Raw genomic sequence first — 25,973 nt, forward strand, 5'->3', positions numbered from 1 at the left:
CGTTATCCAAGCGCGATCATTCTGTTGATGCAGCGGGAAGCTCCCTCCATCACCTCATCAGAAAGGACTATCTCTTCGCCACCTGTGCCCTTTAGTACATTCAATATGTCAACCATGGTAGTAAGCTTCATATTATGGCACATCAGCTTTGAAGAAATTGGATAGAACATTTTGTCAGGGCACTCATACTGAAGATGCTCCACAATACTGTGCTCTGTACCGATGATGAACTCTTTTTTCTCTGACTTTCTGGCATATGCCATGATTCCTGTAGTTGAACCTACATAATCAGCCTCTGCAACTACATCAGGTCTGCACTCAGGATGGACAAGAAGTTCCGCATGTGGATGTAACTCTTTTGCCTTCAAAGCATCATCTAGGGTAACCGCAAGATGTCTAGGACATCCGCCGTTAAAAAATGCAAATTCCTTTTCCGGCATCTGCTTTTGAACATAGTTTCCAAGATTCGGATCTGGAATAAAAAGAATCTTGTCGTTATCAAGCTTGCTGCATATCTGAACTGCAGATGAGGATGTCACACATACATCACAGGCAGTTTTCAATTCAGATGTCGTATTTATATAGGCGACAACCGCATATCCCGGATACTTCTTCTTCATCTCATCCAGCATTTCAAGATTCATCTGCTCAGCCATCGGACATCCGGCTTCAGGGTTAGGCAGGTACACATTCTTATCAGGGGACAATATCTTACATGTCTCCGCCATAAAACGCACACCACACATTATTATATTTTTGCGGGAATCCTTGCTCGCCTCCACGCTAAGTCCATATGAATCTCCCATATAATCTGCAACTTCAAGAATCTCATGTCCCTGATAAGCATGTGCCAGTATACAGAAATCTTTCTCTTTCTTCAGTCTGATTATCTCTTCCTGTATCTCTTTTATCGTCATTTTATTCTCTCCAAATCATTTTGTATTATTTCTCCCACTCCTGCCACGGAACAAGGAAGCCTGTCTCATCAAGTTTCTGCTCTATGTTGTCCAGGATCTCTTCACTTGGAGCCTCTATCAGATGGTAATGATATCCGTTCGTAGCATTTCCAAGCAGGGACGACTGGCTGTTTTCCAATTTTTTCATAAATTTTGCCACGTCGTATCTGGAAGCAATATTCATCTTTGCAGTAACACGATTGTACACCGTATGACTTATACTTACATTCTTTACAACACCGCCATAATCAACTATGATCGTGAGTTCTTCCTCAGTCCTGTCATAACCGTGTTTTACTTTAAACTCTCTCTGACATTTTGATTCATTCTTGTATATATAACCCCTGTTAGTTGCAATTATACCATCATCAGCCGCCCTGATCACTGCAATGTCCTGCACTATTATCTGTCTACTGACATCGAATTCTGACGCAAGCTTATTTGCCGGAACAGGAACATCTGAATTCTTCACAATGTCAAGTATCCTTTCCCTTCTCTCTTTTGCCTTCACTTTATTCCTCCGCATGAAGATTTTTCATCGATATATCCATTATAGGTGAACTGTGTGTAAGCGCACCGCTTGATATATAATCCACTCCCAATGATACCAGTCTCTCTATGTTCTCTTTTGTAACATTGCCTGAACATTCTGTCTCCGCACGTCCATCGATCAAATCGATCGCAGCCCTCATCTGATCCGTTGTCATATTGTCAAGCATAATGATATCGGCTCCCGCTTCAACAGCCTCTTTTACCTGATCCAGTGTCTCAACTTCAACCTCTATCTTGCGGACAAATGGTGCATACTCCTTTGCCATTCTCACTGCATTGGTTATACTTCCCGCAGCGCCTATATGATTATCCTTAAGTAATACTCCATCCGACAAATTGTATCTGTGATTGCTGCCTCCGCCGACTCTGACTGCATACTTCTCAAATATACGGCAATTAGGTGTGGTCTTTCTGGTATCCAGCAGAGTAGTCTTGCTTCCTTTAAGAAGTTCTGCAACCTCATGGGTATATGTAGCTATACCACTCATACGCTGCAGGTAATTAAGCGCAACCCTCTCTCCAGAGAGAAGAACCCTGATATCACCAGTCACAATTCCCATAAGCTGGCCAGCCTTCACCTCATCGCCATCTTTGCAGAAGAACTCAGCCTCAGTGCTGTCATCTAAGAGGGTAAATACTCTTGCATATACATCAAGTCCTGCAATGATTCCATCCTGCTTGCATATCAGGTCTACTTTTCCTTTCTGTGCCTTTGGCATCACCGCATTTGTGGATACATCCTCACTTGTGATATCCTCCTGTAAAGCCATCATTATAAGCTTGTCCGCATTCAATTTCATTGTTATCTGATTCATTCTCAGCCTCTTCTTTCCGTTTCTGTCAAAACTATATTCTTATATTCTCTAAACAAACCGTCTATATCTTCATATTCAGACAGATCTATGTTGTCTTCTCCACAGCCTCTGTGCTCTCTGCTGAACATGATATCATCTGCCGCCCTCTGTGCAAAAACAAGCGACTCAAGTAACGAATTGCTTGCCAGTCTGTTTCTGCCATGCACTCCATTACATCCGGCTTCTCCTACCGCGTACAATCCTTCCATGGATGTCCTTCCGGCAAGATCTGCCTTCACTCCGCCCATGTGGTAATGCTGAGCCGGCACAACCGGTATCGGTTCAACAAGCACATCATATCCTTCATCCTTGCACTGCTTGTATATATGTGGAAAATGCTGCAAGATCACATCTCTTCCAAGCGGTCTCAGATCTTCCCACACATGCTCCGTTCCATCTATCTCCATCTGTTTCCATATTGCATGGCTGACTACATCACGAGGCTGCAGTTCATCTGTAAACCTTTCGCCCGCCTTGTTAAGAAGCCATGCGCCTTCGCCTCTCACAGATTCAGATATCAAAAATCTTCTTCCCTTATTCCGGCTAAACAGTGTCGTCGGGTGGATCTGTACATAATTCAGATTCTCTACCTCTACACCATGTTTTAAGGCAATTGCTATGGCATCACCTGTTATATGGGCAAAATTCGTTGAGTTCTTATATATACCTCCGATTCCACCACACGCCAATACAACATTGTTGGATCTAAGTATGCTTATGTTCTTGGCCTCATCAGCTATAACCACTCCACCACAGGCATTGTCATTGCAGATGATGTCGAGCATAGTCGTATACTCATATATCTCGATATTGGATTTTTTCTTTGCACACTCCAGCAAAGTGGATGTAATCTCTTTGCCGGTAATGTCCTCGTGGAACAATATTCTGGGCTGGCTGTGAGCTCCCTCCTTGGTGAAGGCAAGCTTTCCGCTCTCATCTCTTTCAAATCTAACTCCAAGCCTTATCAATTCTCTGATAACAAGATTAGATGATCTGATCATCAGATCGACTGTCTTTTTATTATTCTCATAATGGCCGGCTCTCATGGTGTCTTCAAAATAATCTTCGTAGTCTTCCTCACCCCGCAGCATACATATGCCCCCCTGGGCCAAAAAAGAATCGGACTCATCAGCCCGCCTTTTTGTGATAATACAGACCTTTTTTGTCTCTGGAAAATTCAACGCACAGAACAAACCTGCAGCGCCAGTTCCCACAATAATAACATCATATACAGTGTTCATCATTTCTCCTCTTCAAGTAGGCATCATATTATTCTTTATAACCTGACTTGCATATAAACATAACATATGTAAACACATATGTAAAGATATATGTAATGTTATGTGTAAACTTTTGATGTAAACTTTTGAATTAGAGTTTTCTGTATACCGTCTCTACTTTAAGACTTTCTTTATCTGTTTCTCTGTAGCTATCGGGTAAATATCATCCATATGCTTCACTATCCTCTTCCACGATTCCTCAGGGCTCTCACCATATGCGGACGTCACATGATCATATCCCCACAGCTTCTCCGGCATGGAATACACAGCCACATTCCAGCCGTATTCCGCGCCCTTCTTGTTCAACCGTTTTCTGAAGTCACATGCACACAGATAGGTCTGCATCTGAAGCTGTGTCATCGTACCCTCAAAGCCTTTCTCTCCGCCCTTGCCAAATCCGGCAAGCTTCTTTATATCGAATGAAAAAAGTTCTGTATTGTACATACTATCCAGCTTTTCTGCTGCAAATTCCACATCGCTCTCCTCGTCTATACGGTCATCCATGAACAAGTCCATAATCTTCTTCTGCCTGAATGACGCAAGCTCATCATCCCATCTGGCATCGAAATCATATCCAGCTCTTCTATAATTTGCAAAATACGGGAACCATTTCTTTGAGATAAATCCCGCCTTATTGTGGAAAAATTTGCCGTATGCGATATCGCCTCTTCTGGCTATGATCTCACGCCACACCCAAGGATCCCTCTGCGGGTCTTCACTCCACCAATACTTCTCCGTGGTTCGCTCTTCCACCGAAAATCCAGGTATCTCATTGCGGAAAAGAGGAAGAAATCCCACTTCCTCTATATATCCGATAAGTTCGTCCACCGTATGCAGGCACTCCGGATCATCCTCCGAAACTCCATACATGATCCATGCTCCATCTTTTGATTCCATAAACTCTCCTAAATTATTCGCCCCTCAAGGTGATCCATCTCATGGAGCACTATCTGGGCTATATATCCGTTGAACTTCATACGCTTTTTTGCAAATGATGCATCCTGAAACTCTACCTCTATGTCTCTATACCTTGTCACCTTTCTCGTGCCGTCCAGAGACAGACATCCCTCCTCTGTCTCGTAAGCCCCCGACTTTGACAGAAGAACCGGATTCAGCATGACAACATTGGCAAATCCCATGCTGACGATGATTATCCTCTTCTTATACCCGATCATGTTGCCCGCCATGCCGACGCACCTCGCCTGATTTGCCGCTAATGTGTCCTGCATATCTGCAATGATCCCCGCATCCATAGGAGTCATCGGAGATGACTTCTGGCTGAGAAACATCTGGTCTCTCACTATCTGTTTTACCATGGTCTATTACCTTTCCTTATCTACTCACCATTCTTCGCATACAGGAATATTTTTGACTTGAGAAGCCTCTTCGGCGTTGCCGAGATCTCGCATATCTCCTCATATATACGGTTGCACACGATAAAATACGCTGCCATCGCCGTCAGCACATTCTTCTGATTTGCGCTCTGGAAATTGTACTTTCCTGTCTTCTCATTCTTCTCGCTTCTGGCATGTTTTACCAGGTTATAGTCATTCCACCAATCCGCGATCCTGCCATCCACAAATGCGCTGAACGGCTTCAACTCGATATCTTCAAATGTGTCTATCGTCCTAACTGCGTCAAGCCTGATAGCCGGGAATTTCCTAAGCACAGGAGTAAGCCTGTCATGTATATTGTACTTCTTCCTGTAATCGTCCTCCTCTACCATCTTGCAATATATCTCAATCAGAGAATCAATATTGCTGCAGATGTTCAGAAACATATTTATGTATCTGCTTGAAAATGTCGGGAAGTTGCTCTTGTGAATGTCCACATACTCCGAACTGATCCTGACATCCTTCTCAATGATCTGGTATTGCTTCCAGAAAATGTTCAGAAATTCCTTCTCAGTTATGACAACTCTGGTCTTCTTCACCAGAACATTTACCCACAAATGTCCCTGACCTATCCTGTCAAGCCTGACGTCCTGACTCGTCCATACATCCTCAAGCGATGCGCCCGAAACCAACGCCACCATATCGCAAACCCGGGCCTCAGTATAATTGGCAAATGTCCTTCCATCATCCCGCGTCCGTTCACTCTTGCCGTACTTCCACGAAGCATACAATACCCCGCCGACCCTGAGCGCCTTCATAGCCTTCTCAAGGATCTTGTGCATATCGCTCTTGGCAACATGGAGCAGCGAAGCACATGCCCACACAGCGTCAAATTCATTCTCATAGTTCATGTCCTCAATGCGCATATGCACAGCCGCTTTTCCCGTCAGCTCCTGAGTTTTCCTGCACATAGCCTCAGACGCATCCAGAGATACAACCTTGTATCCCTTGTCCAGAAAATATTTGCTGTCACGGCCACTGCCGCAGCCAAGATCAAGTATCCTGCAGCCCGGCTTGAGATGTTCCTCAAAGCGCTTGTATATGTCCGACATGTCAGCATTTCTGGTTACCTCGGAATATCTGTCAGCATGTGTATTGTAGTATTCTATTGTTCTGTTTGTATTTTTATCATCCATTAAAATCTGACCTCTTCCGGTTCATTGGTGGTGAGGGTTCGAATCCTTCAACACCTTCATATGTATCTACAGATTATTTGCCTTTCGCAGCAGCTTCTCAAAAGACTCCGCAAATCTCTGGTCATCCTCATCGGTTCTCTTCCTTGGACCCTTCATGTGATTCCTGCTCGATGCCCTTCTTGCCTTTTTATTCAAATGTCTCTCCATAAGCATCTGATCGATATTCTCATTTGTATACCACTTTCCCGATTGGTGTATCACAAATGAACCTTTTCCCAGTGCCATCGCAGCCACGCCGTAATCCTGCGTAACCACTATGTCGCCCCTGTGACAAATGCTTATCAGCTTGTAATCCACGGCATCCGCCCCGGCCCCAACCACGATAACCTCACTGTAATCAGATGTGAGGACATGGTTCGTATCGCAGAGAAGCGTTACCGGGATGTTGTATTTTGTTGCTATGTCTTCTGCTATGCCTACTACGGGGCAGGCGTCGGCGTCTATGTATATGTGCATCATAGATAAATCATCCTTTCACCCAATTACATTAACTGCCCAATTAAATATTCAGACATTTTAAGTGTATACTTTTGCTACTAAAATTCAACAGTTCTTTTTGAATTCTATCCTAACTATACCATCCAAACCATAAACCTACAAATGAATAGGTTTCAACACGAGTTGGTTGATATATATGATATTAATCTCTGTTTTCTTCTACGAATGGGATTATAATATACAATTTGTAACTTTTTAACAATCGGAGGTTTTAATCCGTTCTCCAACACACGGAGCGAGTTACGCTTGAGGCACTTCCTCTGTATGCAATTTTATTTCAATCCACGCTCCAGCGTACGGAGCGACAGATGTTCACTGAAAGCGAAACTAAGTTCTACGTATTTCAATCCACGCTCCGACGAACGGAGCGACATCCTGTTTGAGGGTTCTGCCAAGTCCTTCAAGTATTTCAATCCACGCTCCGACGAACGGAGCGACATGGAGATTAGAGTCGGTAGAATTTAACCCTGTTATTTCAATCCACGCTCCGACGAACGGAGCGACCTCTTTGCCAACCGTTAGATTTGAGCATTCCACTATTTCAATCCACGCTCCGACGAACGGAGCGACGTATCATCCGGTCAGCAGGGACCGCCGGTTACAGATTTCAATCCATGCTCCGACGAACGGAGCGACCATCTATAAGTGGTTTGACAGGCTTAAGACTTGAATTTCAATCCACGCTCCGACGAACGGAGCGACACAGGTCGACAGCTCCATTGGTAACGACCTGATAATTTCAATCCACGCTCCGACGAACGGAGCGACCATTTCTCGCCTCCTTCACCCTGCAGATGTGCTATTTCAATCCACGCTCCGACGAACGGAGCGACTTGACGCAACACCTTGCCATGCTGTAATCTCCGTATTTCAATCCACGCTCCGACGAACGGAGCGACTTAAAACTTTTTCCAGACAGTGTTTACACACCTATTTCAATCCACGCTCCGACGAACGGAGCGACGGGCAATCAGTAATGTACAAACCTAGCACAGCTTATTTCAATCCACGCTCCGACGAACGGAGCGACATGGTAAAGAGTAATCAACAGTCGCATTATAACCATTTCAATCCACGCTCCGACGAACGGAGCGACAGAGTTGTCTGCAGCTACCGACTTTTACTTTTGATTTCAATCCACGCTCCGACGAACGGAGCGACCATAATGCTAGCTAACACTATAAACCGTCGTTCCATTTCAATCCACGCTCCGACGAACGGAGCGACAAGCTCTCCACATTCGCCTGTGATTATTGCATGTCATTTCAATCCACGCTCCGACGAACGGAGCGACCTTACTCGGATTGTCGTTTTTCCGGAGGAAAAGAATATTTCAATCCACGCTCCGACGAACGGAGCGACAGTAAGTGGCTGTTTGATTTTGATGAAGACAATGAAATTTCAATCCACGCTCCGACGAACGGAGCGACCAGATCAAGGACGCAAAGGCAGACAAGGCCAATCTATTTCAATCCACGCTCCGACGAACGGAGCGACGTTGACGCAATACCCTGCCATGATGTAATTTCGGTATTTCAATCCACGCTCCGACGAACGGAGCGACATTTTCAAGAAATGGTGAGCGGGACATTTTAAATATTTCAATCCACGCTCCGACGAACGGAGCGACATCATCATCCACGTTCCATTCTAAATCTTCCAACATTTCAATCCACGCTCCGACGAACGGAGCGACTGTATCATCCACAGTTTTGCCATCAATCATACGGCATTTCAATCCACGCTCCGACGAACGGAGCGACGTCGCCCACCTGAGGACAACATCATCGCCCCAGTATTTCAATCCACGCTCCGACGAACGGAGCGACCATAAGCTTCATAGTCTTTGTTGAACACAAATTTATTTCAATCCACGCTCCGACGAACGGAGCGACACTGTATACTTGACCCTTACTGCCTTGAGCTCATCATTTCAATCCACGCTCCGACGAACGGAGCGACACGATAGCTTCAAAAGGTTCTCCAATTCGTTTAATTTCAATCCACGCTCCGACGAACGGAGCGACTTGACGCCTTTGTAAACGAGAATCCGAATGGTGCATTTCAATCCACGCTCCGACGAACGGAGCGACCCTGTGGGATGGTGGTATACCGTAGCTTTTATAAATTTCAATCCACGCTCCGACGAACGGAGCGACGATACACTGTACGGACAACATTCCACATAATCCAATTTCAATCCACGCTCCGACGAACGGAGCGACCAGATCCAATCTGAATAATCAGCTATATCTGTACTATTTCAATCCACGCTCCGACGAACGGAGCGACACGTTGATTTTCCGTTGTTTCCCATGCCGTATAAATTTCAATCCACGCTCCGACGAACGGAGCGACATACCTGCTGTGTATGTGGTCGCATTTGGATAGCATTTCAATCCACGCTCCGACGAACGGAGCGACTCCTGCGCTGTCTCCTGCTTTAATTCCTCAAATCTATTTCAATCCACGCTCCGACGAACGGAGCGACGGTATTTCTTGGTGGATCCCACAGGGCTGGTATATTTCAATCCACGCTCCGACGAACGGAGCGACTAAAAGGTATCACAAAAACTACACGTTAATTAAAATTTCAATCCACGCTCCGACGAACGGAGCGACATTTGTTCAGTGGATACTAGAAAAAGTTTCACGTATTTCAATCCACGCTCCGACGAACGGAGCGACCACAACATCTACAAGAGTTATTATCGTTGACTTATTTCAATCCACGCTCCGACGAACGGAGCGACCCTCATGCGCCGCCCGCTTAGTCTCGCCGACCTTTATTTCAATCCACGCTCCGACGAACGGAGCGACTGAGTTGTGCAGCAACAATCAGCAACCTGCTGCTATTTCAATCCACGCTCCGACGAACGGAGCGACAGTCCAAGTGGCTCAACATAGCGGACGGACTGTTATTTCAATCCACGCTCCGACGAACGGAGCGACGCTGAGTTGTGCAGCAACAATCAGCAACCTGCTGCTATTTCAATCCACGCTCCGACGAACGGAGCGACGATGTATATAAAAATGTTTGCGTCACCAATTTTTATTTCAATCCACGCTCCGACGAACGGAGCGACTATAATATCCTGATGACTTATTTTGCGCTGTTTATTATTTCAATCCACGCTCCGACGAACGGAGCGACCTGTCCTCTAATACGTCCTCTGACTCACAAAGTATTTCAATCCACGCTCCGACGAACGGAGCGACTACATTGTTACGCCAAGACTGTTCCAGTTCCTTATTTCAATCCACGCTCCGACGAACGGAGCGACGAAACTGCCATATCTACCTCCCACTAATCAACGATATTTCAATCCACGCTCCGACGAACGGAGCGACATCCTCTGACCATACAGGCAGACCATCGTACTTGTATTTCAATCCACGCTCCGACGAACGGAGCGACTCTTCACTAAGATCAAATAAATCAAATGCAAAAATTTCAATCCACGCTCCGACGAACGGAGCGACGTTGGAGTATTGACAATGTACCGCACATCACTAATTTCAATCCACGCTCCGACGAACGGAGCGACCCAGCCGGATATTGACTTTGCTACAGGCATTAAATTTCAATCCACGCTCCGACGAACGGAGCGACGATGACGAGTTATCGGATAGAACAACTTGAAAAATTTCAATCCACGCTCCGACGAACGGAGCGACGTTAATTCGTTTATGAGCTGCCTCAGGGTTAATACAATTTCAATCCACGCTCCGACGAACGGAGCGACAAAGAATATCAGAATGTAACGGACACCACGACAATTTCAATCCACGCTCCGACGAACGGAGCGACAATCATAAACAACCGATATTTAAGAAAGATGAAAATTTCAATCCACGCTCCGACGAACGGAGCGACTAATTCGTTTATGCGCCTGCTCAGGGTTAACACAATTTCAATCCACGCTCCGACGAACGGAGCGACATAAGTTCCCTTATCAAGTCAACAGCTATAGCTATTTCAATCCACGCTCCGACGAACGGAGCGACAGATCATTTTCAGATGAACAGCTTGAGGCTATAAAAATTTCAATCCACGCTCCGACGAACGGAGCGACATAACTGGCAATCAGAAATTAGTATTCATTCAGACATTTCAATCCACGCTCCGACGAACGGAGCGACCAGCATATATCATCAAAAGCACTGTATAAAGGCATTTCAATCCACGCTCCGACGAACGGAGCGACTGGATGGACAGGTGTTATATCAGATACAGTTCAAATTTCAATCCACGCTCCGACGAACGGAGCGACATATATACCCTTACATTTATCCCTCAATGAGCGTATTTCAATCCACGCTCCGACGAACGGAGCGACGTGCCCTTTTCAATGTCACCACCAAGCTTAATTGAATTTCAATCCACGCTCCGACGAACGGAGCGACTGTGTTTCGTATACCTCTAGTGATAGTTATAATAATTTCAATCCACGCTCCGACGAACGGAGCGACGATGTTGTCATAGTGTATTGAGATATTAAGTTGATTTCAATCCACGCTCCGACGAACGGAGCGACATTTAGGATAAAGATATTCAAGCATTATATTCTTATTTCAATCCACGCTCCGACGAACGGAGCGACCTTGAGGTTACTGCGGATGTATCAGGTTCATAGGATTTCAATCCACGCTCCGACGAACGGAGCGACCGATAAAGCTAAACCGGTTTGAATTGCTAGAAAGATTTCAATCCACGCTCCGACGAACGGAGCGACTCATTACTGATGTGAGATATTCCATTACTTCCTATTTCAATCCACGCTCCGACGAACGGAGCGACATTTTCTGTGGTTTTACACACAGTATAATTGCCTATTTCAATCCACGCTCCGACGAACGGAGCGACTACATCGTCGGTATCAGTCAAAGTAAGAACAAGCTATTTCAATCCACGCTCCGACGAACGGAGCGACCTTGTAAGCCATGCCATCAAAATTCTTGTACCAATTTCAATCCACGCTCCGACGAACGGAGCGACCTATCATCCAATTTAGTTCCTACAATTTCAATATATTTCAATCCACGCTCCGACGAACGGAGCGACTATATATGACACAATCAAACGTTATGACTATATAACATTTCAATCCACGCTCCGACGAACGGAGCGACCAGTTTTATAATACTTAATCAATTTTTTTATAAGATTTCAATCCACGCTCCGACGAACGGAGCGACAAAAGCTCATTCTGGCCCTTTGAAGCCACTGGAAAAGATTTCAATCCACGCTCCGACGAACGGAGCGACAGCGATAGTATCAAGCACTGTACCCATTACCGTAATTTCAATCCACGCTCCGACGAACGGAGCGACCTCATACTCGCCTCTTATGTCGTCCACAAGGCAATTTCAATCCACGCTCCGACGAACGGAGCGACTTTTACTGTCATACATATAGCCCCACAACCACTTAATTTCAATCCACGCTCCGACGAACGGAGCGACACACCGTTTGCAAGTATAGATTCTAATTTGTCCATTTCAATCCACGCTCCGACGAACGGAGCGACAGTATCTTTTCCGTTGATTTCATCAATTAGTGATATTTCAATCCACGCTCCGACGAACGGAGCGACTCATTCTGCTTGTATATGTTATACCGCCAAGGCATTTCAATCCACGCTCCGACGAACGGAGCGACCTGTTCAACATTCTTCAACTGCTCAGCGGAAATATTTCAATCCACGCTCCGACGAACGGAGCGACGATACGTCATATAATACTAACCTCATCAACACCGATATTTCAATCCACGCTCCGACGAACGGAGCGACCCACCAGCACCGCTTACACCAGTGCCTCCACCAATTTCAATCCACGCTCCGACGAACGGAGCGACATAGTCTGGGCAATAATCAATTACCACACCATTTGAATCATTTCAATCCACGCTCCGACGAACGGAGCGACTAAGTTATTTTGTCACCCTGTTCGGCTGTTTCGATATTTCAATCCACGCTCCGACGAACGGAGCGACTGCAATTTTGCACAAAAAAATGAAAAAAACTATACAAAACCGCTTAATAATATTATTGTTTTCTACTAATTCATTACGCTTATTATGCTCATGTACACAATATAGCTTTTTCTTGTTTATTTTTCATGGTGCGAATGACCTTGTAATTCTATGTTCACTATCATTTCGCACAACATCAAAAAATTAATGGCTGATCAACATCTATTCCCTTATCACATCCTACATGATCAACTTTTGTTTGATATTTGTTTCCCAAATAATAGAACCTAAGACTATCTACTTTTTCATCAATTATTCCAGACAACATAGCTTTCAATTTAACACTTTGCGCCTGATCCACTATACATTCAAAAACTGAATTCTGTACTCGTCGACCATAATTTTCACATTGCTTTGCAACTTTCCTTAATCTATTTTTTCCTGCAGTTGTTTCTGTATTAACATCATAGGTTATCAATAACAACATTATTATCACCTCATTTCCATAAAAAGACTGGATACCCATCAATATCCCCTCGGAGATATCTTGCCAAAAGCATTGACTGAACATACGGCACCATTCCCCATTCAACTTTCTCCTTCAGATATGGGTGTGTTATTACTTCTTTCTTTTTATTTTGCCACTCAACCAATACCTTTTTTCTAGCATTATCACTTAATAACACTGCTCCATTTTCTTTTTTAGAGAAATCCTTTCCCGTTATTATTCTTTTATTTATAAGTGACAAAACAAACCTATCTGCATAAACCGATCTAAATTCCTCAATTAAGTCTAATGCCAACGATGCCCTACCAGGCCTATCCGTATGTAAATATCCTATATATGGATCTAATCCTACAACTTCCAAGGCCGACGCAATTTGGTTAGTCAATAATGTATAAACAAATGACAGCATAGCATTTATATTATCTTGAGGAGGGCGTTTATTTCTTACTTGAAACACAAAATCCTTTTTCTGTTGCAATATAAGCTCATTGAACACACCAAAATAAATACTTGCCGCTTCTCCCTCGTATCCTCTTAATTCATCTTTTGACTTAGCATTTCTTATTAATTCCAAGGAATTCTTTAAATGTAATGATGCTCGTTTCACCCGTTCCACGTCTATCTGCATTGCATGATCTCTAATGGCTCTCTCCAAAACCCATCGTGCATTATATACCTTACCCAATATACAATTTTTTGAAATTTCCAGGCTTTTTTCTGCATCTAATGAGCTATAATATTGTTGTCTCCGTAAAATAATATTTCCCTTTACTTTTCCAGTTACACGAGCTAGAAATTTCCCCTGAGAAGTTACATAACATAGCGAAATATTCCGGTCTACGCATGCGCCCATAAGTGCAGGACTTGTTCCTTTATATCCAAATACAACTATCCCATCCAAATTATGCAAAGGCAACCGACCAACCTCTTGACTATCTTGATATACTACAACAGTTTCTCCTTCTAACCCCAAATAACCATTTTCAGATGTTACATAAAGTGTATTTAATAGTTTTTTCATTCAACATTCTCTCCTAACATCTGTGATATATAATTTTTCACTGAACCAGCTTTATTTAATTTCGGTAAACATATATCTTTCAAAGAGCAAGAATTACACGCCTTACTTTGTTTTACCTGAGGAGTATACCCCCTCTTAAAATAATCATGCATCTCTCCAAACATTTTAGTTGCCATATCCCTTAATTCCTGAGATACCTGTACAACTTCCCTTCTTCTTGTTTCTCCGTAATATATTGCGCCTTCTTCTATTTGTGTAGAGAACATTTCCTCAAGGGCCATTGCCTGTACGACTAATTGCAGTTTATCCTCCTCTGACACTTTAGGCTTTCCTTTTTTATACTCAATTGGATATATGCTATATACGCCCCTATGGCCACGTAGAGACACTCCATCATCACACTTATGAAATTCAACAATATCGCACTCCCCTACTGCACCCATTTTCCTGGATGCAATGGGAAGTGCTCTTACTATCAGCACATCTTTTCTCTTCTCCGTAATATATGGATCATGCGCTTTCTTATGCATAAGCTCTCCTACTGCAGTATGATAATTTTCAGCCCACTGTTGCTCTATATGTATGAGTGCCCATTGTCGTCTGCAAAACTTAAAATGCTGTATACCAGATATCATCAAATACTCTTCTTCTGTGTACTCCATTAAACCATCCTTTTTACCTCTACTGAGTCTGGAATATTATCATTATGTATCTCTACAATATAATCCTGATATCTTCTTGGATATTCAACACCATCAATCTTCTTAACTTCAACAGAATCAAACAATTTATATGCTGGACAATCACCAAGTTCTTTACTGTGCTTAAATACTATTAACTCACGCACAGCCATCTTTCCTCTAGCTGCAGAATGATCATTTTCAAACATATTGATAATTGCATCCCATAGTAACTCAAGATCCTCTTCTGAAAATCCCGTTACCTTTCTTGCAAGATTTGCTGATATATATCCCTCCAAACGATATAACCCATATGGTACAATACTTTTTCTTCCCATCTCTGTACTCTTGTTTTCAGCATCCTTTTCAGTTGTAATTGCAACTCTGGTAATTGTAACTTCCTGACTGATAATTGGATCTATGCTCCTAGCAAACCCTAACTGTACTGGTCCCCTGACCTGTCCACAATTCAATGAGGCTTTAACAAACGTAGTCATAACTGCCCCAAATGTCCTAATATCATAAAAATTCTCGCACATATAATCTCTCAATTTTCTATCAACATCTGGATCTGACTTTTTTAATTTTTTTAATTCTTCCGTAAGTTTTTTGTCTTCAGTCTCCTCAACCCCTAAACTTTTACAAGCATTTCTATCACTCTTATTTAACGGGACATCCTCTTTTATGTATATTCCATATCCCTTTTCATCTTCCTTAACAGTTTCAACATAATTACGAATTTTTCGTTTTATACAAACATCTGTAACCAAACCCAATCCACTCTCTGGATCAATCCTTGGCATATTGCCAGCATCAGGATCTCCATTTGGATTTCCATTCTCAACATCGAATAACACTACAAATTCATATCTGTTTTTTATTACATCGCCCATTTATTTATCCTCCTTTTTTTCGTACCTTTTCTGAATCTGATGATAATATCCAAGCATGAATTTTCCCTGTTCTTCTAGAGATAATCGTCTTGGAAATCCTATCTGCGTTTCAGCCATGTTTAATTTTCCCATTAACTCTGTTATGATTTTCTCGTACTGAATTCTTAGTCCTGTTGAATTTCTTTCGAGTTTCTTCAGATGACTATTTTTTAACTTAATCAAAATTGGAAAAACGGATGCTGGTGTTGCACATGCTGAATTAAAATATCGATCTTTGATAGTTGAATTAATTCCTGGATTCGCATCCTTTTGAATTAATTCAAGTATGGCAAACAACCTTCCTAATACATATGCCTGTTCATTACAATTTTCATTCAATCCCATGTACTTTTCTCCCTCCTTCATATTATAATTTTTTATTAAATACGCTTTTACAATAGCTGCCCTTCCGTAAGTTATACCACCTTGCTCTGCTCGTATTCTTGTCAACACTCCGGTATATAGACTTGTTGGATACCTGTCATCCACCAATATATCCCTTAACACCAACGTTGCCATGTTTGATACAGGTTTTTTATCTTTTGATTTCTTGTTGACTGTTTCCATCAACATCTCTTGAATACTCAGATAATCTTTTTCCCATTCTGGTTTAACTATTGACATTCTTTCATAATGCCTTGATAAATTCTCCAATATATTACCAAATGAATTCTCGTAAAAAAATCGAATTGACAATCTCGCCGCATTAGGTGCAAGACATAAAATATAAAACCTTTGATTTAAATCAATCTTTACATAATCTATATCCACTTCTAGTCCATTCTTCAAATTTCCAAAAACTTTTTCTAATTCCTTTTGATTATCTATGCTAGAGTTAAAAAAGTTTTTAAATATGTCCTGATACTGGGTTTGAGCCGATTCAGCCCAGTATATAACCATTGAGTCTCCCAATTGAAAAGTGTATTTTTTTTCAGAAAGAAGGTAATTTAGTGCTGTTGTATATGCAAATTCAGCATTCTTGCCTACTGGCGCATTATAACTCTGTTCCTTTCCATAGGATTCAAAAGCTGGAGCATTAAATGAAACCAAAGCCGCGCCACTGGACTGTGCTCCTGGTACGCCTTTTATGCCTCTATGAATCCTTGATATTTCTGCCTTTTCCCCTGTTACAAGGCATATACCATCGACTAAGCCTGAATTATACTCTTGATATATATGCCATATCTTTTTTATCTCTTCGTCTTCCTGGGCATACTCATTTTTCATACAAAATATCAAGTTTCCACCATCGGTCAAATCTTCCCAATGTGCTTTAATAACCGGATTAACATCTGCATTATCAGGATTCCATTGTTCAAAATACCTGATAATTGCTTTTGCCATTCTTCCATTTGAATCCTGCAATATGCTACAATGTTTATCCCTCGCAGCCATAAAACATTCTTTTATCCTTTGACTTGTACCTGTACTGTCTATTCCCAACATATATTTTGAATTGTCGCACAAAAAATTCGCCGATATACCTGAAGACCTTACCACCATCTGCGGAACATTCATCTGTTGTGGAACCAGTACTTCTTTTTTTCCAAACATTTCGGATACTTTTAACGGAATAATAGCTTTTACTTGTCCATCTTCATCCAGTTCTATAGCACACGATACTTTTGCATGACACCACCCCATACGTGGAACTTTTTCTTTTTCTACCAAACTCTCGTAATATTGCATTAGAGACTGTAATATCATCTGATCACCTCACAATCCCTCAAATCTAATACTCCTCTCTTCATGATAGCCCTATAAAACATAGGCTGTATATTGTTTCTATCGCTATAATCAAGATCGTATAACATAAACCCTAAATCTTTCTCTGGAACCTCGTCATATATGGTGTGTACTTCCTCCTCATCACAGATGCTAAAATTGACTGGAAATTCCCTACATCCAAAATATGGCATATGATAGCATTCGCCTCTTTTTAATCGTCTCATTATAATATCTTTAAATTTACCCGGATTATCAGAATCATTTGCATTTTCTGTAATCTCAAAATGTGCCTCTATCACATAACACACATCTCTTAAGATCAAAGAAGCTCTTTGCACTATATCCTCCTTTGTGCTAATGTATAAAGGCTTATCTGCTCCATTGTATGCTTGCAATACATTATTTGCAGATATTTTACTCTTTACTTCATTTCGTCTTACACTCGTAAATCTTATTGGATTCTTAACATATATCTTGTCTATTACCCATTTCATTCCGGGATGCCAATATATTGCTTCCAATATCCCTCTTGCAGCCGATGGTGTTATCACATCATATGAACACCTCTCAACTTTCATCTCAGGTCTGGAAAACAATGCATAATCTCCCCAAACCTTTACTTTTACTCCTTTCCCCATTTTCTCACCTCCATCATATTAGATATATTGTATTTCTATAATAACGCATTGTGATACGTATGACAATACCATATTTAAAACGTTATTGAATTTTATTAGATTTTTATATATACTAAACGTGTCTGTTTTACAGTGGATTGAAATAATAAGGTTTTCAATATGATTACCTGATGCGGTGGATATTTATATACCCACCGCATTTCATTTATTTATAAAAATATCGCCTCCCCCTCATCTACCAAGCAAACTAAACCATATTCTTCTGAGTAATATTCCATTGATGTCAATTCATAAAAATCTCGCACATCATCTGAAACGAGGCGTATTATTCCTGCATCATACAATTTTTGAAATTCTGATTTTTCACCACAATAAACCTGAACACAAAACTGTCCTGCTTTTCGCATTCTTTCTTTTGATATGCCTTTTAGCTTTATCTCATCCATCAACTCTTTTGCCTCATCTGTATTACCGACAAAAATTGTTGCCATATCCTGCTCAATTATTTTAAACTCTTTTCCAACCTTTGCATAATTATACTCAGGATGAACAAATTCACCTAAAATTCTCTTCTTATCAAGACCATCTCCCCTGAAATGATACAATCTCTTAAAATATTCTGATATACACTCTGGACTATCTACTATTTCATAATCACATAATACAGACTTAGCAACCTCAATCTGTTGTTTTTGATTTAACGGAATCCTGCAATTCTCAATATCAAAAATATTAACTATACTCTCAGCTTGATTTCTTTTTCCCTCTCTATTACATCTACCTGCAGCTTGTATAATAGAATCTATTCCTGCAATCTGACGATACACATGCTTAAAGTCTAAATCCACCCCTGCCTCGACTAAACTTGTTGATACTACGACACATTTTTCTCCATTCTGCAAACACTTTCTTATTTTTTTCAAAACAATTTTTCTATGCAATGGGTACATATTTGTTGATAGATGAAACACTCCTATTCCACATAGTTCCATATAAATATCTTGAGCCATTCTCTTCGTATTTACGATACACAAAGCGCAATCTTCATCTTTTAGCATACTTGACAATTTATCTCTCGATATTGTTCCGATGTTATTGTATTTAACTCTCTTAAAATATCCAAATTGTTCATGCATCCTTGGACATAGTTCCATAAATTGTGTGTTTTCTGGAAATAATGAACCTAACGCTGGCTGTGTCGCCGTGCATAGTACTATACTTGATCTATATCTAATTACTAGTTCGCTAATCATATAAATACAAGGTTTCAGATAATCAGTCGGCAACATCTGTGCCTCATCAAATATAATGACACTATTTGCTATATTATGTAATTTCCTGCATTTTGAAGATTTATTTGAGAATAACGACTCAAAAAACTGAACATTCGTTGTAACTACAATGGGTTTATCCCAGTTTTCGCTCGCCAATTGCATCGGCACAAAATCTTCTCGTCCATCATAATCTACATTACAATGATTTTCCAAAACGTTCTGTTCTCCAAGTATGTCCCTGAACACCTGCGCATTCTGCTCTATAATACTGGTATATGGAATTACATATATTACACGATCCATATCATTTTCTACTGCATGTTTTAGTGCAAATGCAAGTGATGCAATAGTCTTTCCTCCCCCGGTTGGAACTGTTAGTCTAAAATAGCCTTTTTTATTCCGTCCTTCATTTAAACAATGTTTTAATATTTCTGTTCTGCGTCCATTTATTGATTTTGTATTATCATTTTTCAACCACTCACTAATATGGTTCTCCAGTTTATTCAGTAATATCTCTACATTTTCCCCTGAGCTTCTATTAACATCCCCGTTTTTCATAAAATATTCTGTATCCAGGAAATCAGCATCAACCAAACAGGAATATATCATCCTGAGAAAAACACTTAATGGAAAATCAGCATCTGAAAGATTACGTAACATAATTGGTTCCGTGTTCAATTCAGGAATCTCTATGTCATATTTGTATGAACTATAATCACATATCTTTTTCTTCTCACATCTGTATCTTAAACTTGAATGAATACCTGTATTGCCATAATCTGGCATCCCAGCATGATGTCCTGCAATACAGTAGCTTAGCAGTTGATAATATCCACCCAATTCTATGCAAAGTTTTGCCCCCGCTGTGGAATGATCTACTTTATCATCCGTATCGTTAATTATTTTATTTTGAAACTCCTTTGAATATTTACCTATATCATGCAACAATCCACAACAATATCCCCAGTCTGCTTTTCCGAACTTATCTGCAAACTCTGCAGCTTTATCCGCAGTTCCATATAAATGTTCCTTTACACTCTGTTCCCTATAATTATCCTTATGTGCAATATATTTCAAATTTTTATTCATTTTTATCTTGTATGATAATTAGGAAGTTAATTATCACACGTTTCCTTCCTTTTAATATCGTGGTTCAATACAATTCAGATACTATGGACTTTTGATTTTTTCCTGTAGCTTGACTACTCAACTGGAGTGTATTACCGCTACCTTTATCTGAATTGTTTATCAGCTGGATGTTGCCGGAGTGTTTTTCACTCAGAGTACTTATTTCTATCAAGTCTACGATGATAATCGATGGTGGACATCATGGTATCAGACTTTAGGAAAGGGAGGTACAACCTCATGAAAATTTATGTAGGCATTGATATTGCCAAACCCAACCATTTCGCCGCTGCGATTTCTCAAGGCGGTGAAATAATTCTTGAGCCGTTCAAATTCACAAACGACGCTGATGGCTTCCAACTGCAGGTCTCTAAGCTCGAATCATTCGACAAGAACAGCATCATCATCGGTCCCCCGTCAACGGCACACTACGGTGACAACCTTGTTCGATACCTTGTTGCTGAGTTTTACCAAGTGTGTGTGTTGAACCCCATCAAAACCTGTCAGATGCGTAAAAACAACATTCGCAAAACTAAGACAGACAAGGTCGACACATATGTGATTGCTAAAACTCTTATGATGCAGGATGACCTCAGATTCATCGGTTTCTATGACCTCGATATGATGGATCTGATCTTAAGGCCTTGGGGCGTTTTCGTCAGAAAACCATAAAGCAACGCACCAGTTTGAAAATCCAACTGACAACCTATGTTGATCAGGTTTTCCCGGAAATCCAATACTTTTTTTAATCCGGTCTGCATCAGAATGCTGTCTATGCTCTTTTGAAAGAAGCACCTTCTCCAAAGGGGATTACTTCCATGCATATGACTCATCTGGCAAATCTGCTCAAAGTGAACTCGCACGGACACTTTACTAAAGAGCAGGCCAAGGAATTAAGAATTCTCGCACAGAAGTCTGTCGGTGCTAACTACAGCGCTATATCTATTCAGATAACTCAAACCATTCAACAAATCGAGTTACTGGATAGCCAATTAGATAAGATTGAAGCTGAGATGACGGATACCATGAAATTCAATGATTCTGTCATCATGACCATTCCTGGTATCGGTTATATCAATGGTGGAATGATCCTTGGTGAAATAGGCGATATTCACCGTTTCTCCAATCCAAACAAGCTGCTTGCTTTTGCTGGTCTGGATCCTTCTGTTTATCAGTCTGGTAACTTTCAGGCTAAGACAACAAGGATGTCCAAACGTGGCTCTCGTGTTTTACGATATGCCCTTGTAAATGTAGCTTGGAACGTTGTTAGGAACAACGCAACCTTCAAGGCTTATTACGATGCCAAGAGGGCTGAAGGCCGGTCTCACTACAATGCACTTGGGCACTGTGCCGGCAAGCTTGTCAGAGTCATCTGGAAGATGCTCACTGACGAAGTAGAATTTAACCTCGAATAAGAGGTCTGTATACCAATATCAATAGATTTTGAAAAAGCACCCCTAAGGGAGCTCTATTAAAGTTCCCCTTTTTTACCACCGATATGAAAAAGAAATTTTCTGCTAATTTATGATTGACTTTTCATAGCTGGTCTCTTATCTCTTAATTTTTTATTATCAAACATTATATTACTTTTTATTATATATCATTCGTTTTTCTATGCATAGTTTTATTAGGCATACATTTTATGTTTTTCATCAAAATAGCTATTTATTTACCATATCTTTACCTTCTTCTATCCCCTCCTATTCCTACATCCCATAACTACATCCTTGAATGAAAAACTAAAACTCAACTGAAATATCGTCTGATTACACAAAATCGATTTTTGACTCCAATTTCGACTTATATTGTCGTGCCTTCTTTCTAAAAAGATGCTATAACTAGCATATTCTATACTGCGGGTATATCAAAAATTGTATAGCAAACAGACGGCTGGCTAATTCTTATGCAAAAGTAAACACGACCCGTCTGATAACACCTATTGACAAATCGATTACTACCTGCATTTAAGTCTTTTAGTTACTTTTCAACAAATAAGTCTGGCATCAAATGCACTTCATCGGGTGGGATGAGGTGCATTTTTAATAGCCTCATTAGCTCGTGAAAATCTTCATCATCTGTTGTATGCTCTAACTCATCCACTTTCTTGAATTCACTGCCATTGTCGGTCAATATAACCGGAAATAATCTCCGAAATACTTCTATTCCAAGTCCTGCCTCAAGATAGTCAAACACCCTTTTTACAGATTCTGCTTTCCCATCTGGCATAAGAAAAAGTAGCATTACATTGTTCTTCCTGAATATCATAGTAAGAAGTCTTTTCCCTTGTTCTCTCACACCTTTTACAGTATCCATTTCTACCACTTCATCTTCTGTATACTTGACTTTCATCGCATACTCAAAATCAGTGTAAGTTCTGCCTTGACGAAACTCCATATTTGCAAATCCAAGAGATGGTTGATGACCTTTTCCTCGTCTCTTATACCTGGTTTTTCTACGTAAGTCTATGTTTTTTATTGTCAATTCACCATCATCTATGTAGTTATAGAGAGTTCGCAAACATACCGGCATTTCACTTTCATGCTCAGCATATATATGCGTAAGAGGCTGTCCCTTTTTAACAAGTCTGGTAATCAATTCATCCATTTCAGATTTCTTTTTATCAGAAATACGAATCCCTCGTCTGCTTTCACTCCGTCTTCGTGTAACAGATGCATCAGCATGCCTTGCACTATAAATATATGCTAATTCCAGTTTCTATCGCAATCCTGTCAGACAGGTCCATCTGTCCTTCTTTTTTGTAATAAGCCATATCACGAAGACACTGATGGTACAGCTTGCTGCATACGGTCCATCTGTCCTTCTTTTTTGTAATAAGCCATATCTGCTCCTTCCTAGCAGATAGTAATCGATATCTTAACTATATCACGTCTGCCAGAAAGCCATTGCAAAAGTAAATTAGACTTTTTTAGCCATTTTCAGTTGTCAAAGTACAGGTTTAATTTTTCATTTTACTCCCATAATTACATAATTCTACACCTATCAATGTCCAATTTTCTCCACACAAGCCAATCTCCTTAATCCCCCCATCCACCTTCGCCCCACATAAAAGGCCGGCAACAGACGCCTCCATCGTCCACTGCCGGCCCACGCTTTCATCAACCCTGTTTATACAGGCTTTCACAACTCTATGTCTAATCCAATACCATCACACTCGCTCCAGTCCCGTCCCAATCTTCAAGTTCCTCTCCGTCTCCACCCTATCAAACTTAACCACATAGCACCCTATATCTCCCCTGATACCGGTTATAGTGCCCTCGCCGAACACCTTATGTCTCACCCGGTCGCCGGGCTTTAGCTCGGTGTCCAGCGGCATATAGCGGCTTTCATTTGCGGCTATGTAGCTCTTGGTGTCGTCGACAAGGCGCTGCGGAAGCTCGTTCACGTAATCGATGGCTTCCCGGTCTATGTTGAAGATGAACCGGGACGGGTATCTGAAAGAATCATCGTAGTTCAGCCCCTCGGCATCGCTGATGTACAGACCGCGCTCCGCTCTGGTACATGCCACGTATGCCATGCGTCGTTCCTCCTCGAGCATCGCCTCAGTGTCCACGTGCTTGCTTGGGAATATGCCTTCATTTACACCGCACACGAACACATATGGGAACTCCAGACCCTTTGCGGTGTGTATGGTCATCATCGTCACAGAATCCTTGTCCTTCTCCCTGTCATTGTTCGTGTAGAGAGCTATGCTCTGCAGATATTCCTCCAGCGTATTCTCCTCACCGGAGGTCTTCTCATATTCGTCTATCGACTGCTTCAGCTCTGCCAGGTTGTCCAGCCTTTCCTGTTCGCCCGCCTGTCTGAGCATCGCCTCGTAGCCCGTGGCGGCCATGAGCTCCGTCACAAGATCAGACAGACTTTTCTCCTTGTATGTCTTCCTGAAATTTTCTATGATATCGACAAAGGCTGAAGCACCTGTCGACTTAACAGTCTTCTCCTCCAGAAGATCCTGAAGACCGCTGTACAGTGAGCATCTGTGAGTCTCACAGTACGACTTCAGCATCGACATTCTCTTTTTGCCAAAGTTCCGCTTTGGTTCATTTATCACCCTGCGGAATGACAGATCATCCGCGTATGCCACCATCCTGAGATATGCCAGCACATCCTTTATCTCCTTGCGTTTGTAGAACTCCGTTCCGCTGTAGAGGATATACGGGATCTTTGTCTTGATAAATGCTTCCTCTATGCTTCTCGACACGAAATGTGACCTGTACAAAACGGCTATATCACTGTACTTTGTGCCCGCCTCAACCAGTCTTTTTATCTCGTTTGTCACCCACTGGGCTTCATCCCCGGTGGTTCTGGAATGTACGTACAGAGGGCGTGCCTCAGACGGCTTCACAGCCACAAGCCTGTGGGGCAGTCTGTTCCTGTTCTTCTCGATCAGTGAGTTGGACACCGCCAGTATGTCAGGAGTTGAACGATAATTCGTGTCGAGGAATATGGTCTGTGTATTCTCATGGTTCTTGTCGAATTCCAGTATGTACTCTATCCTTGCCCCGCGCCACGTATATATAGTCTGATCCGGATCGCCCACGATGAACAGATTCCTGTGATAACCGCTGAGTATCTCCGCCAGCGCATACTGGTTACCGCTGACATCCTGAAACTCGTCCACCATGACATACATCATGCGTTCCTGCCATTTGCGGCATTTCTCCGCATCGGTTCTGAGGATGTGGAGCGCAATGGTTATGAGATCATCATAGTCAAGTCCATACACCTTCTTCTGTTCGTACAGGTATCCCAGAAATACTTTTTCAGGTATGTCTGAAGCCTTCTCATAATCCGCCAGCAGTCTGTCGTTGCTTATGTCCGCCAGATATGCAATGTGCTGCATCTCGTTCTTCATCGCCGATATGTGATCCCTCGCCATGTCAAATGTATATGTTCTCGACTGTATATGGGCATTCTCGTACACCGTTTTGAGTATATCCTCCGTGTCCTCGCTGTCCATCACCACAAAGTTCTGGGGATAATTGATGGCATGGATATCCTCCCTCAGAAGCTTCACACAGAAGCCGTGAAATGTGCAGATGTATCCCGTATCACTGTCCCCGATCATCTGTCTGATACGCTTGCTCATCTCCCTCGCCGCTTTATTTGTAAATGTGACACACAGTATATTCGATGTGGATATTCCAAGCTCATCCACCAGATACGCATACCTGTATGTGAGCGCCTTTGTCTTGCCGGTTCCCGCTCCCGCAATTATGCGCACATACCCTTCTGTGGTGGTCACTGCCTCCTTTTGCTGTTCATTCAGTTCATCTATAAAATTATCCATACAGTCCTCCATATATTCGCAAACATATGTTCAGTATAGCAGATTATATCTT

At 41.8% G+C, this 25,973-nt stretch carries 18 protein-coding genes, 1 pseudogene and 1 CRISPR repeat array; of the genes and pseudogenes, 2 read left to right on the plus strand and 17 right to left on the minus strand.

Annotation, left to right across the window (positions count from 1 at the left end; translation table 11 throughout):
* Positions 1–2: 2 nt before the first annotated feature.
* The 15 genes from nadA to ARA78_RS04215 all read right to left on the minus strand — a co-directional run bounded on the left by nadA (position 3) and on the right by ARA78_RS04215 (position 20,565).
* Positions 3–917, minus strand: a complete 915-nt coding sequence (gene nadA / locus ARA78_RS04145) for a quinolinate synthase NadA (protein WP_055280032.1) — start codon at positions 915–917, stop codon at positions 3–5.
* Between the two features lie 25 nt (positions 918–942).
* Positions 943–1,467 carry a transcription repressor NadR gene (locus ARA78_RS04150; protein ID WP_022058290.1) on the minus strand — a complete coding sequence of 175 codons (525 nt, stop codon included), beginning with the start codon at positions 1,465–1,467 and terminating at the stop codon, positions 943–945.
* A gap of 1 nt (position 1,468) precedes the next feature.
* A complete protein-coding gene (gene nadC, locus ARA78_RS04155; RefSeq protein ID WP_055280033.1) occupies positions 1,469–2,323 on the minus strand; it encodes a carboxylating nicotinate-nucleotide diphosphorylase in 855 nt (284 codons plus the stop codon).
* Between the two features lie 2 nt (positions 2,324–2,325).
* Positions 2,326–3,606, minus strand: coding sequence for an L-aspartate oxidase (locus ARA78_RS04160; protein WP_055144816.1), 1,281 nt, complete (start codon positions 3,604–3,606; stop codon positions 2,326–2,328).
* A gap of 150 nt (positions 3,607–3,756) precedes the next feature.
* Complete coding sequence (locus ARA78_RS04165) at positions 3,757–4,539, minus strand: hypothetical protein (protein ID WP_055280034.1); 783 nt, start codon at positions 4,537–4,539, stop codon at positions 3,757–3,759.
* An 8-nt stretch (positions 4,540–4,547) separates the two neighbouring features.
* Positions 4,548–4,958, minus strand: a complete 411-nt coding sequence (locus ARA78_RS04170; protein WP_004853880.1) for a peptide deformylase — start codon at positions 4,956–4,958, stop codon at positions 4,548–4,550.
* A gap of 20 nt (positions 4,959–4,978) precedes the next feature.
* Positions 4,979–6,172, minus strand: a complete 1,194-nt coding sequence (locus ARA78_RS04175) for a class I SAM-dependent methyltransferase (protein ID WP_055280035.1) — start codon at positions 6,170–6,172, stop codon at positions 4,979–4,981.
* 66 nt (positions 6,173–6,238) lie between these two features.
* Complete coding sequence (locus tag ARA78_RS04180; RefSeq protein WP_055280073.1) at positions 6,239–6,688, minus strand: YaiI/YqxD family protein; 450 nt, start codon at positions 6,686–6,688, stop codon at positions 6,239–6,241.
* A gap of 316 nt (positions 6,689–7,004) precedes the next feature.
* Positions 7,005–12,728: a CRISPR direct-repeat array (repeat unit 32 nt; unit sequence ATTTCAATCCACGCTCCGACGAACGGAGCGAC).
* 175 nt (positions 12,729–12,903) lie between these two features.
* Positions 12,904–13,194, minus strand: coding sequence for a CRISPR-associated endonuclease Cas2 (gene cas2, locus ARA78_RS04185; RefSeq protein WP_055145032.1), 291 nt, complete (start codon positions 13,192–13,194; stop codon positions 12,904–12,906).
* Between the two features lie 10 nt (positions 13,195–13,204).
* The gene (gene cas1c / locus ARA78_RS04190) at positions 13,205–14,236 is read right to left on the minus strand and encodes a type I-C CRISPR-associated endonuclease Cas1c (protein WP_055280036.1); all 1,032 of its coding nucleotides are present in this window, start codon (positions 14,234–14,236) and stop codon (positions 13,205–13,207) included.
* On the minus strand, positions 14,233–14,898 hold the full coding sequence (gene cas4 / locus ARA78_RS04195; protein WP_055144828.1) for a CRISPR-associated protein Cas4: 666 nt from the start codon (positions 14,896–14,898) through the stop codon (positions 14,233–14,235). The genes cas1c and cas4 overlap by 4 nt, the downstream gene beginning before the upstream one ends.
* Entirely contained in the window at positions 14,898–15,809 is a 912-nt protein-coding gene (gene cas7c / locus ARA78_RS04200) for a type I-C CRISPR-associated protein Cas7/Csd2 (protein ID WP_055144831.1), read from the minus strand. The genes cas4 and cas7c overlap by 1 nt, the downstream gene beginning before the upstream one ends.
* Complete coding sequence (gene cas8c / locus ARA78_RS04205; protein ID WP_055280037.1) at positions 15,810–17,555, minus strand: type I-C CRISPR-associated protein Cas8c/Csd1; 1,746 nt, start codon at positions 17,553–17,555, stop codon at positions 15,810–15,812.
* Positions 17,552–18,214 carry a type I-C CRISPR-associated protein Cas5c gene (gene cas5c, locus ARA78_RS04210; RefSeq protein ID WP_055144837.1) on the minus strand — a complete coding sequence of 221 codons (663 nt, stop codon included), beginning with the start codon at positions 18,212–18,214 and terminating at the stop codon, positions 17,552–17,554. The genes cas8c and cas5c overlap by 4 nt, the downstream gene beginning before the upstream one ends.
* A 209-nt stretch (positions 18,215–18,423) precedes the next feature.
* Positions 18,424–20,565, minus strand: coding sequence for a CRISPR-associated helicase/endonuclease Cas3 (locus ARA78_RS04215; RefSeq protein ID WP_055280074.1), 2,142 nt, complete (start codon positions 20,563–20,565; stop codon positions 18,424–18,426).
* A 288-nt stretch (positions 20,566–20,853) separates the two neighbouring features.
* Between ARA78_RS04215 and ARA78_RS14185 the strand changes: the two genes are divergently transcribed.
* Positions 20,854–21,285 (plus strand): IS110 family transposase, encoded by a 432-nt coding sequence (locus tag ARA78_RS14185; protein WP_242849652.1) that lies wholly within the window; start codon positions 20,854–20,856, stop codon positions 21,283–21,285.
* 110 nt (positions 21,286–21,395) lie between these two features.
* Positions 21,396–22,028 (plus strand): transposase, encoded by a 633-nt coding sequence (locus ARA78_RS14190; protein ID WP_242849653.1) that lies wholly within the window; start codon positions 21,396–21,398, stop codon positions 22,026–22,028.
* Positions 22,029–22,590: 562 nt separating this feature from the next.
* On the opposite strand, the pseudogene ARA78_RS04225 reads toward ARA78_RS14190, so the two are convergent.
* Positions 22,591–23,313: pseudogene (locus tag ARA78_RS04225) on the minus strand (hypothetical protein); the annotation flags it as partial.
* 466 nt (positions 23,314–23,779) lie between these two features.
* Entirely contained in the window at positions 23,780–25,921 is a 2,142-nt protein-coding gene (locus tag ARA78_RS04230; RefSeq protein WP_055280039.1) for an ATP-dependent helicase, read from the minus strand.
* Positions 25,922–25,973 lie beyond the last annotated feature (52 nt).

Origin of the sequence: Coprococcus eutactus (assembly GCF_001404675.1) — a bacterium.
GTDB classification, from domain to species: Bacteria; Bacillota; Clostridia; order Lachnospirales; family Lachnospiraceae; genus Coprococcus; species Coprococcus aceti.

What these genes read in the sequence shown, in the direction of transcription:
- nadA (WP_055280032.1), bottom strand. Translation starts at nt 917, where the DNA reads ATGACGATAAAAGAGATACAGGAAGAGATAATCAGACTGAAGAAAGAG.
- nadC (WP_055280033.1), bottom strand. Translation starts at nt 2,323, where the DNA reads ATGAATCAGATAACAATGAAATTGAATGCGGACAAGCTTATAATGATG.
- ARA78_RS04160 (WP_055144816.1), bottom strand. Translation starts at nt 3,606, where the DNA reads ATGATGAACACTGTATATGATGTTATTATTGTGGGAACTGGCGCTGCA.
- ARA78_RS04165 (WP_055280034.1), bottom strand. Translation starts at nt 4,539, where the DNA reads ATGGAATCAAAAGATGGAGCATGGATCATGTATGGAGTTTCGGAGGAT.
- ARA78_RS04170 (WP_004853880.1), bottom strand. Translation starts at nt 4,958, where the DNA reads ATGGTAAAACAGATAGTGAGAGACCAGATGTTTCTCAGCCAGAAGTCA.
- ARA78_RS04175 (WP_055280035.1), bottom strand. Translation starts at nt 6,172, where the DNA reads ATGGATGATAAAAATACAAACAGAACAATAGAATACTACAATACACAT.
- ARA78_RS04180 (WP_055280073.1), bottom strand. Translation starts at nt 6,688, where the DNA reads ATGCACATATACATAGACGCCGACGCCTGCCCCGTAGTAGGCATAGCA.
- cas2 (WP_055145032.1), bottom strand. Translation starts at nt 13,194, where the DNA reads ATGTTGTTATTGATAACCTATGATGTTAATACAGAAACAACTGCAGGA.
- cas1c (WP_055280036.1), bottom strand. Translation starts at nt 14,236, where the DNA reads ATGAAAAAACTATTAAATACACTTTATGTAACATCTGAAAATGGTTAT.
- cas4 (WP_055144828.1), bottom strand. Translation starts at nt 14,898, where the DNA reads ATGGAGTACACAGAAGAAGAGTATTTGATGATATCTGGTATACAGCAT.
- cas7c (WP_055144831.1), bottom strand. Translation starts at nt 15,809, where the DNA reads ATGGGCGATGTAATAAAAAACAGATATGAATTTGTAGTGTTATTCGAT.
- cas8c (WP_055280037.1), bottom strand. Translation starts at nt 17,555, where the DNA reads ATGATATTACAGTCTCTAATGCAATATTACGAGAGTTTGGTAGAAAAA.
- cas5c (WP_055144837.1), bottom strand. Translation starts at nt 18,214, where the DNA reads ATGGGGAAAGGAGTAAAAGTAAAGGTTTGGGGAGATTATGCATTGTTT.
- ARA78_RS14185 (WP_242849652.1), top strand. Translation starts at nt 20,854, where the DNA reads ATGAAAATTTATGTAGGCATTGATATTGCCAAACCCAACCATTTCGCC.
- ARA78_RS04230 (WP_055280039.1), bottom strand. Translation starts at nt 25,921, where the DNA reads ATGGATAATTTTATAGATGAACTGAATGAACAGCAAAAGGAGGCAGTG.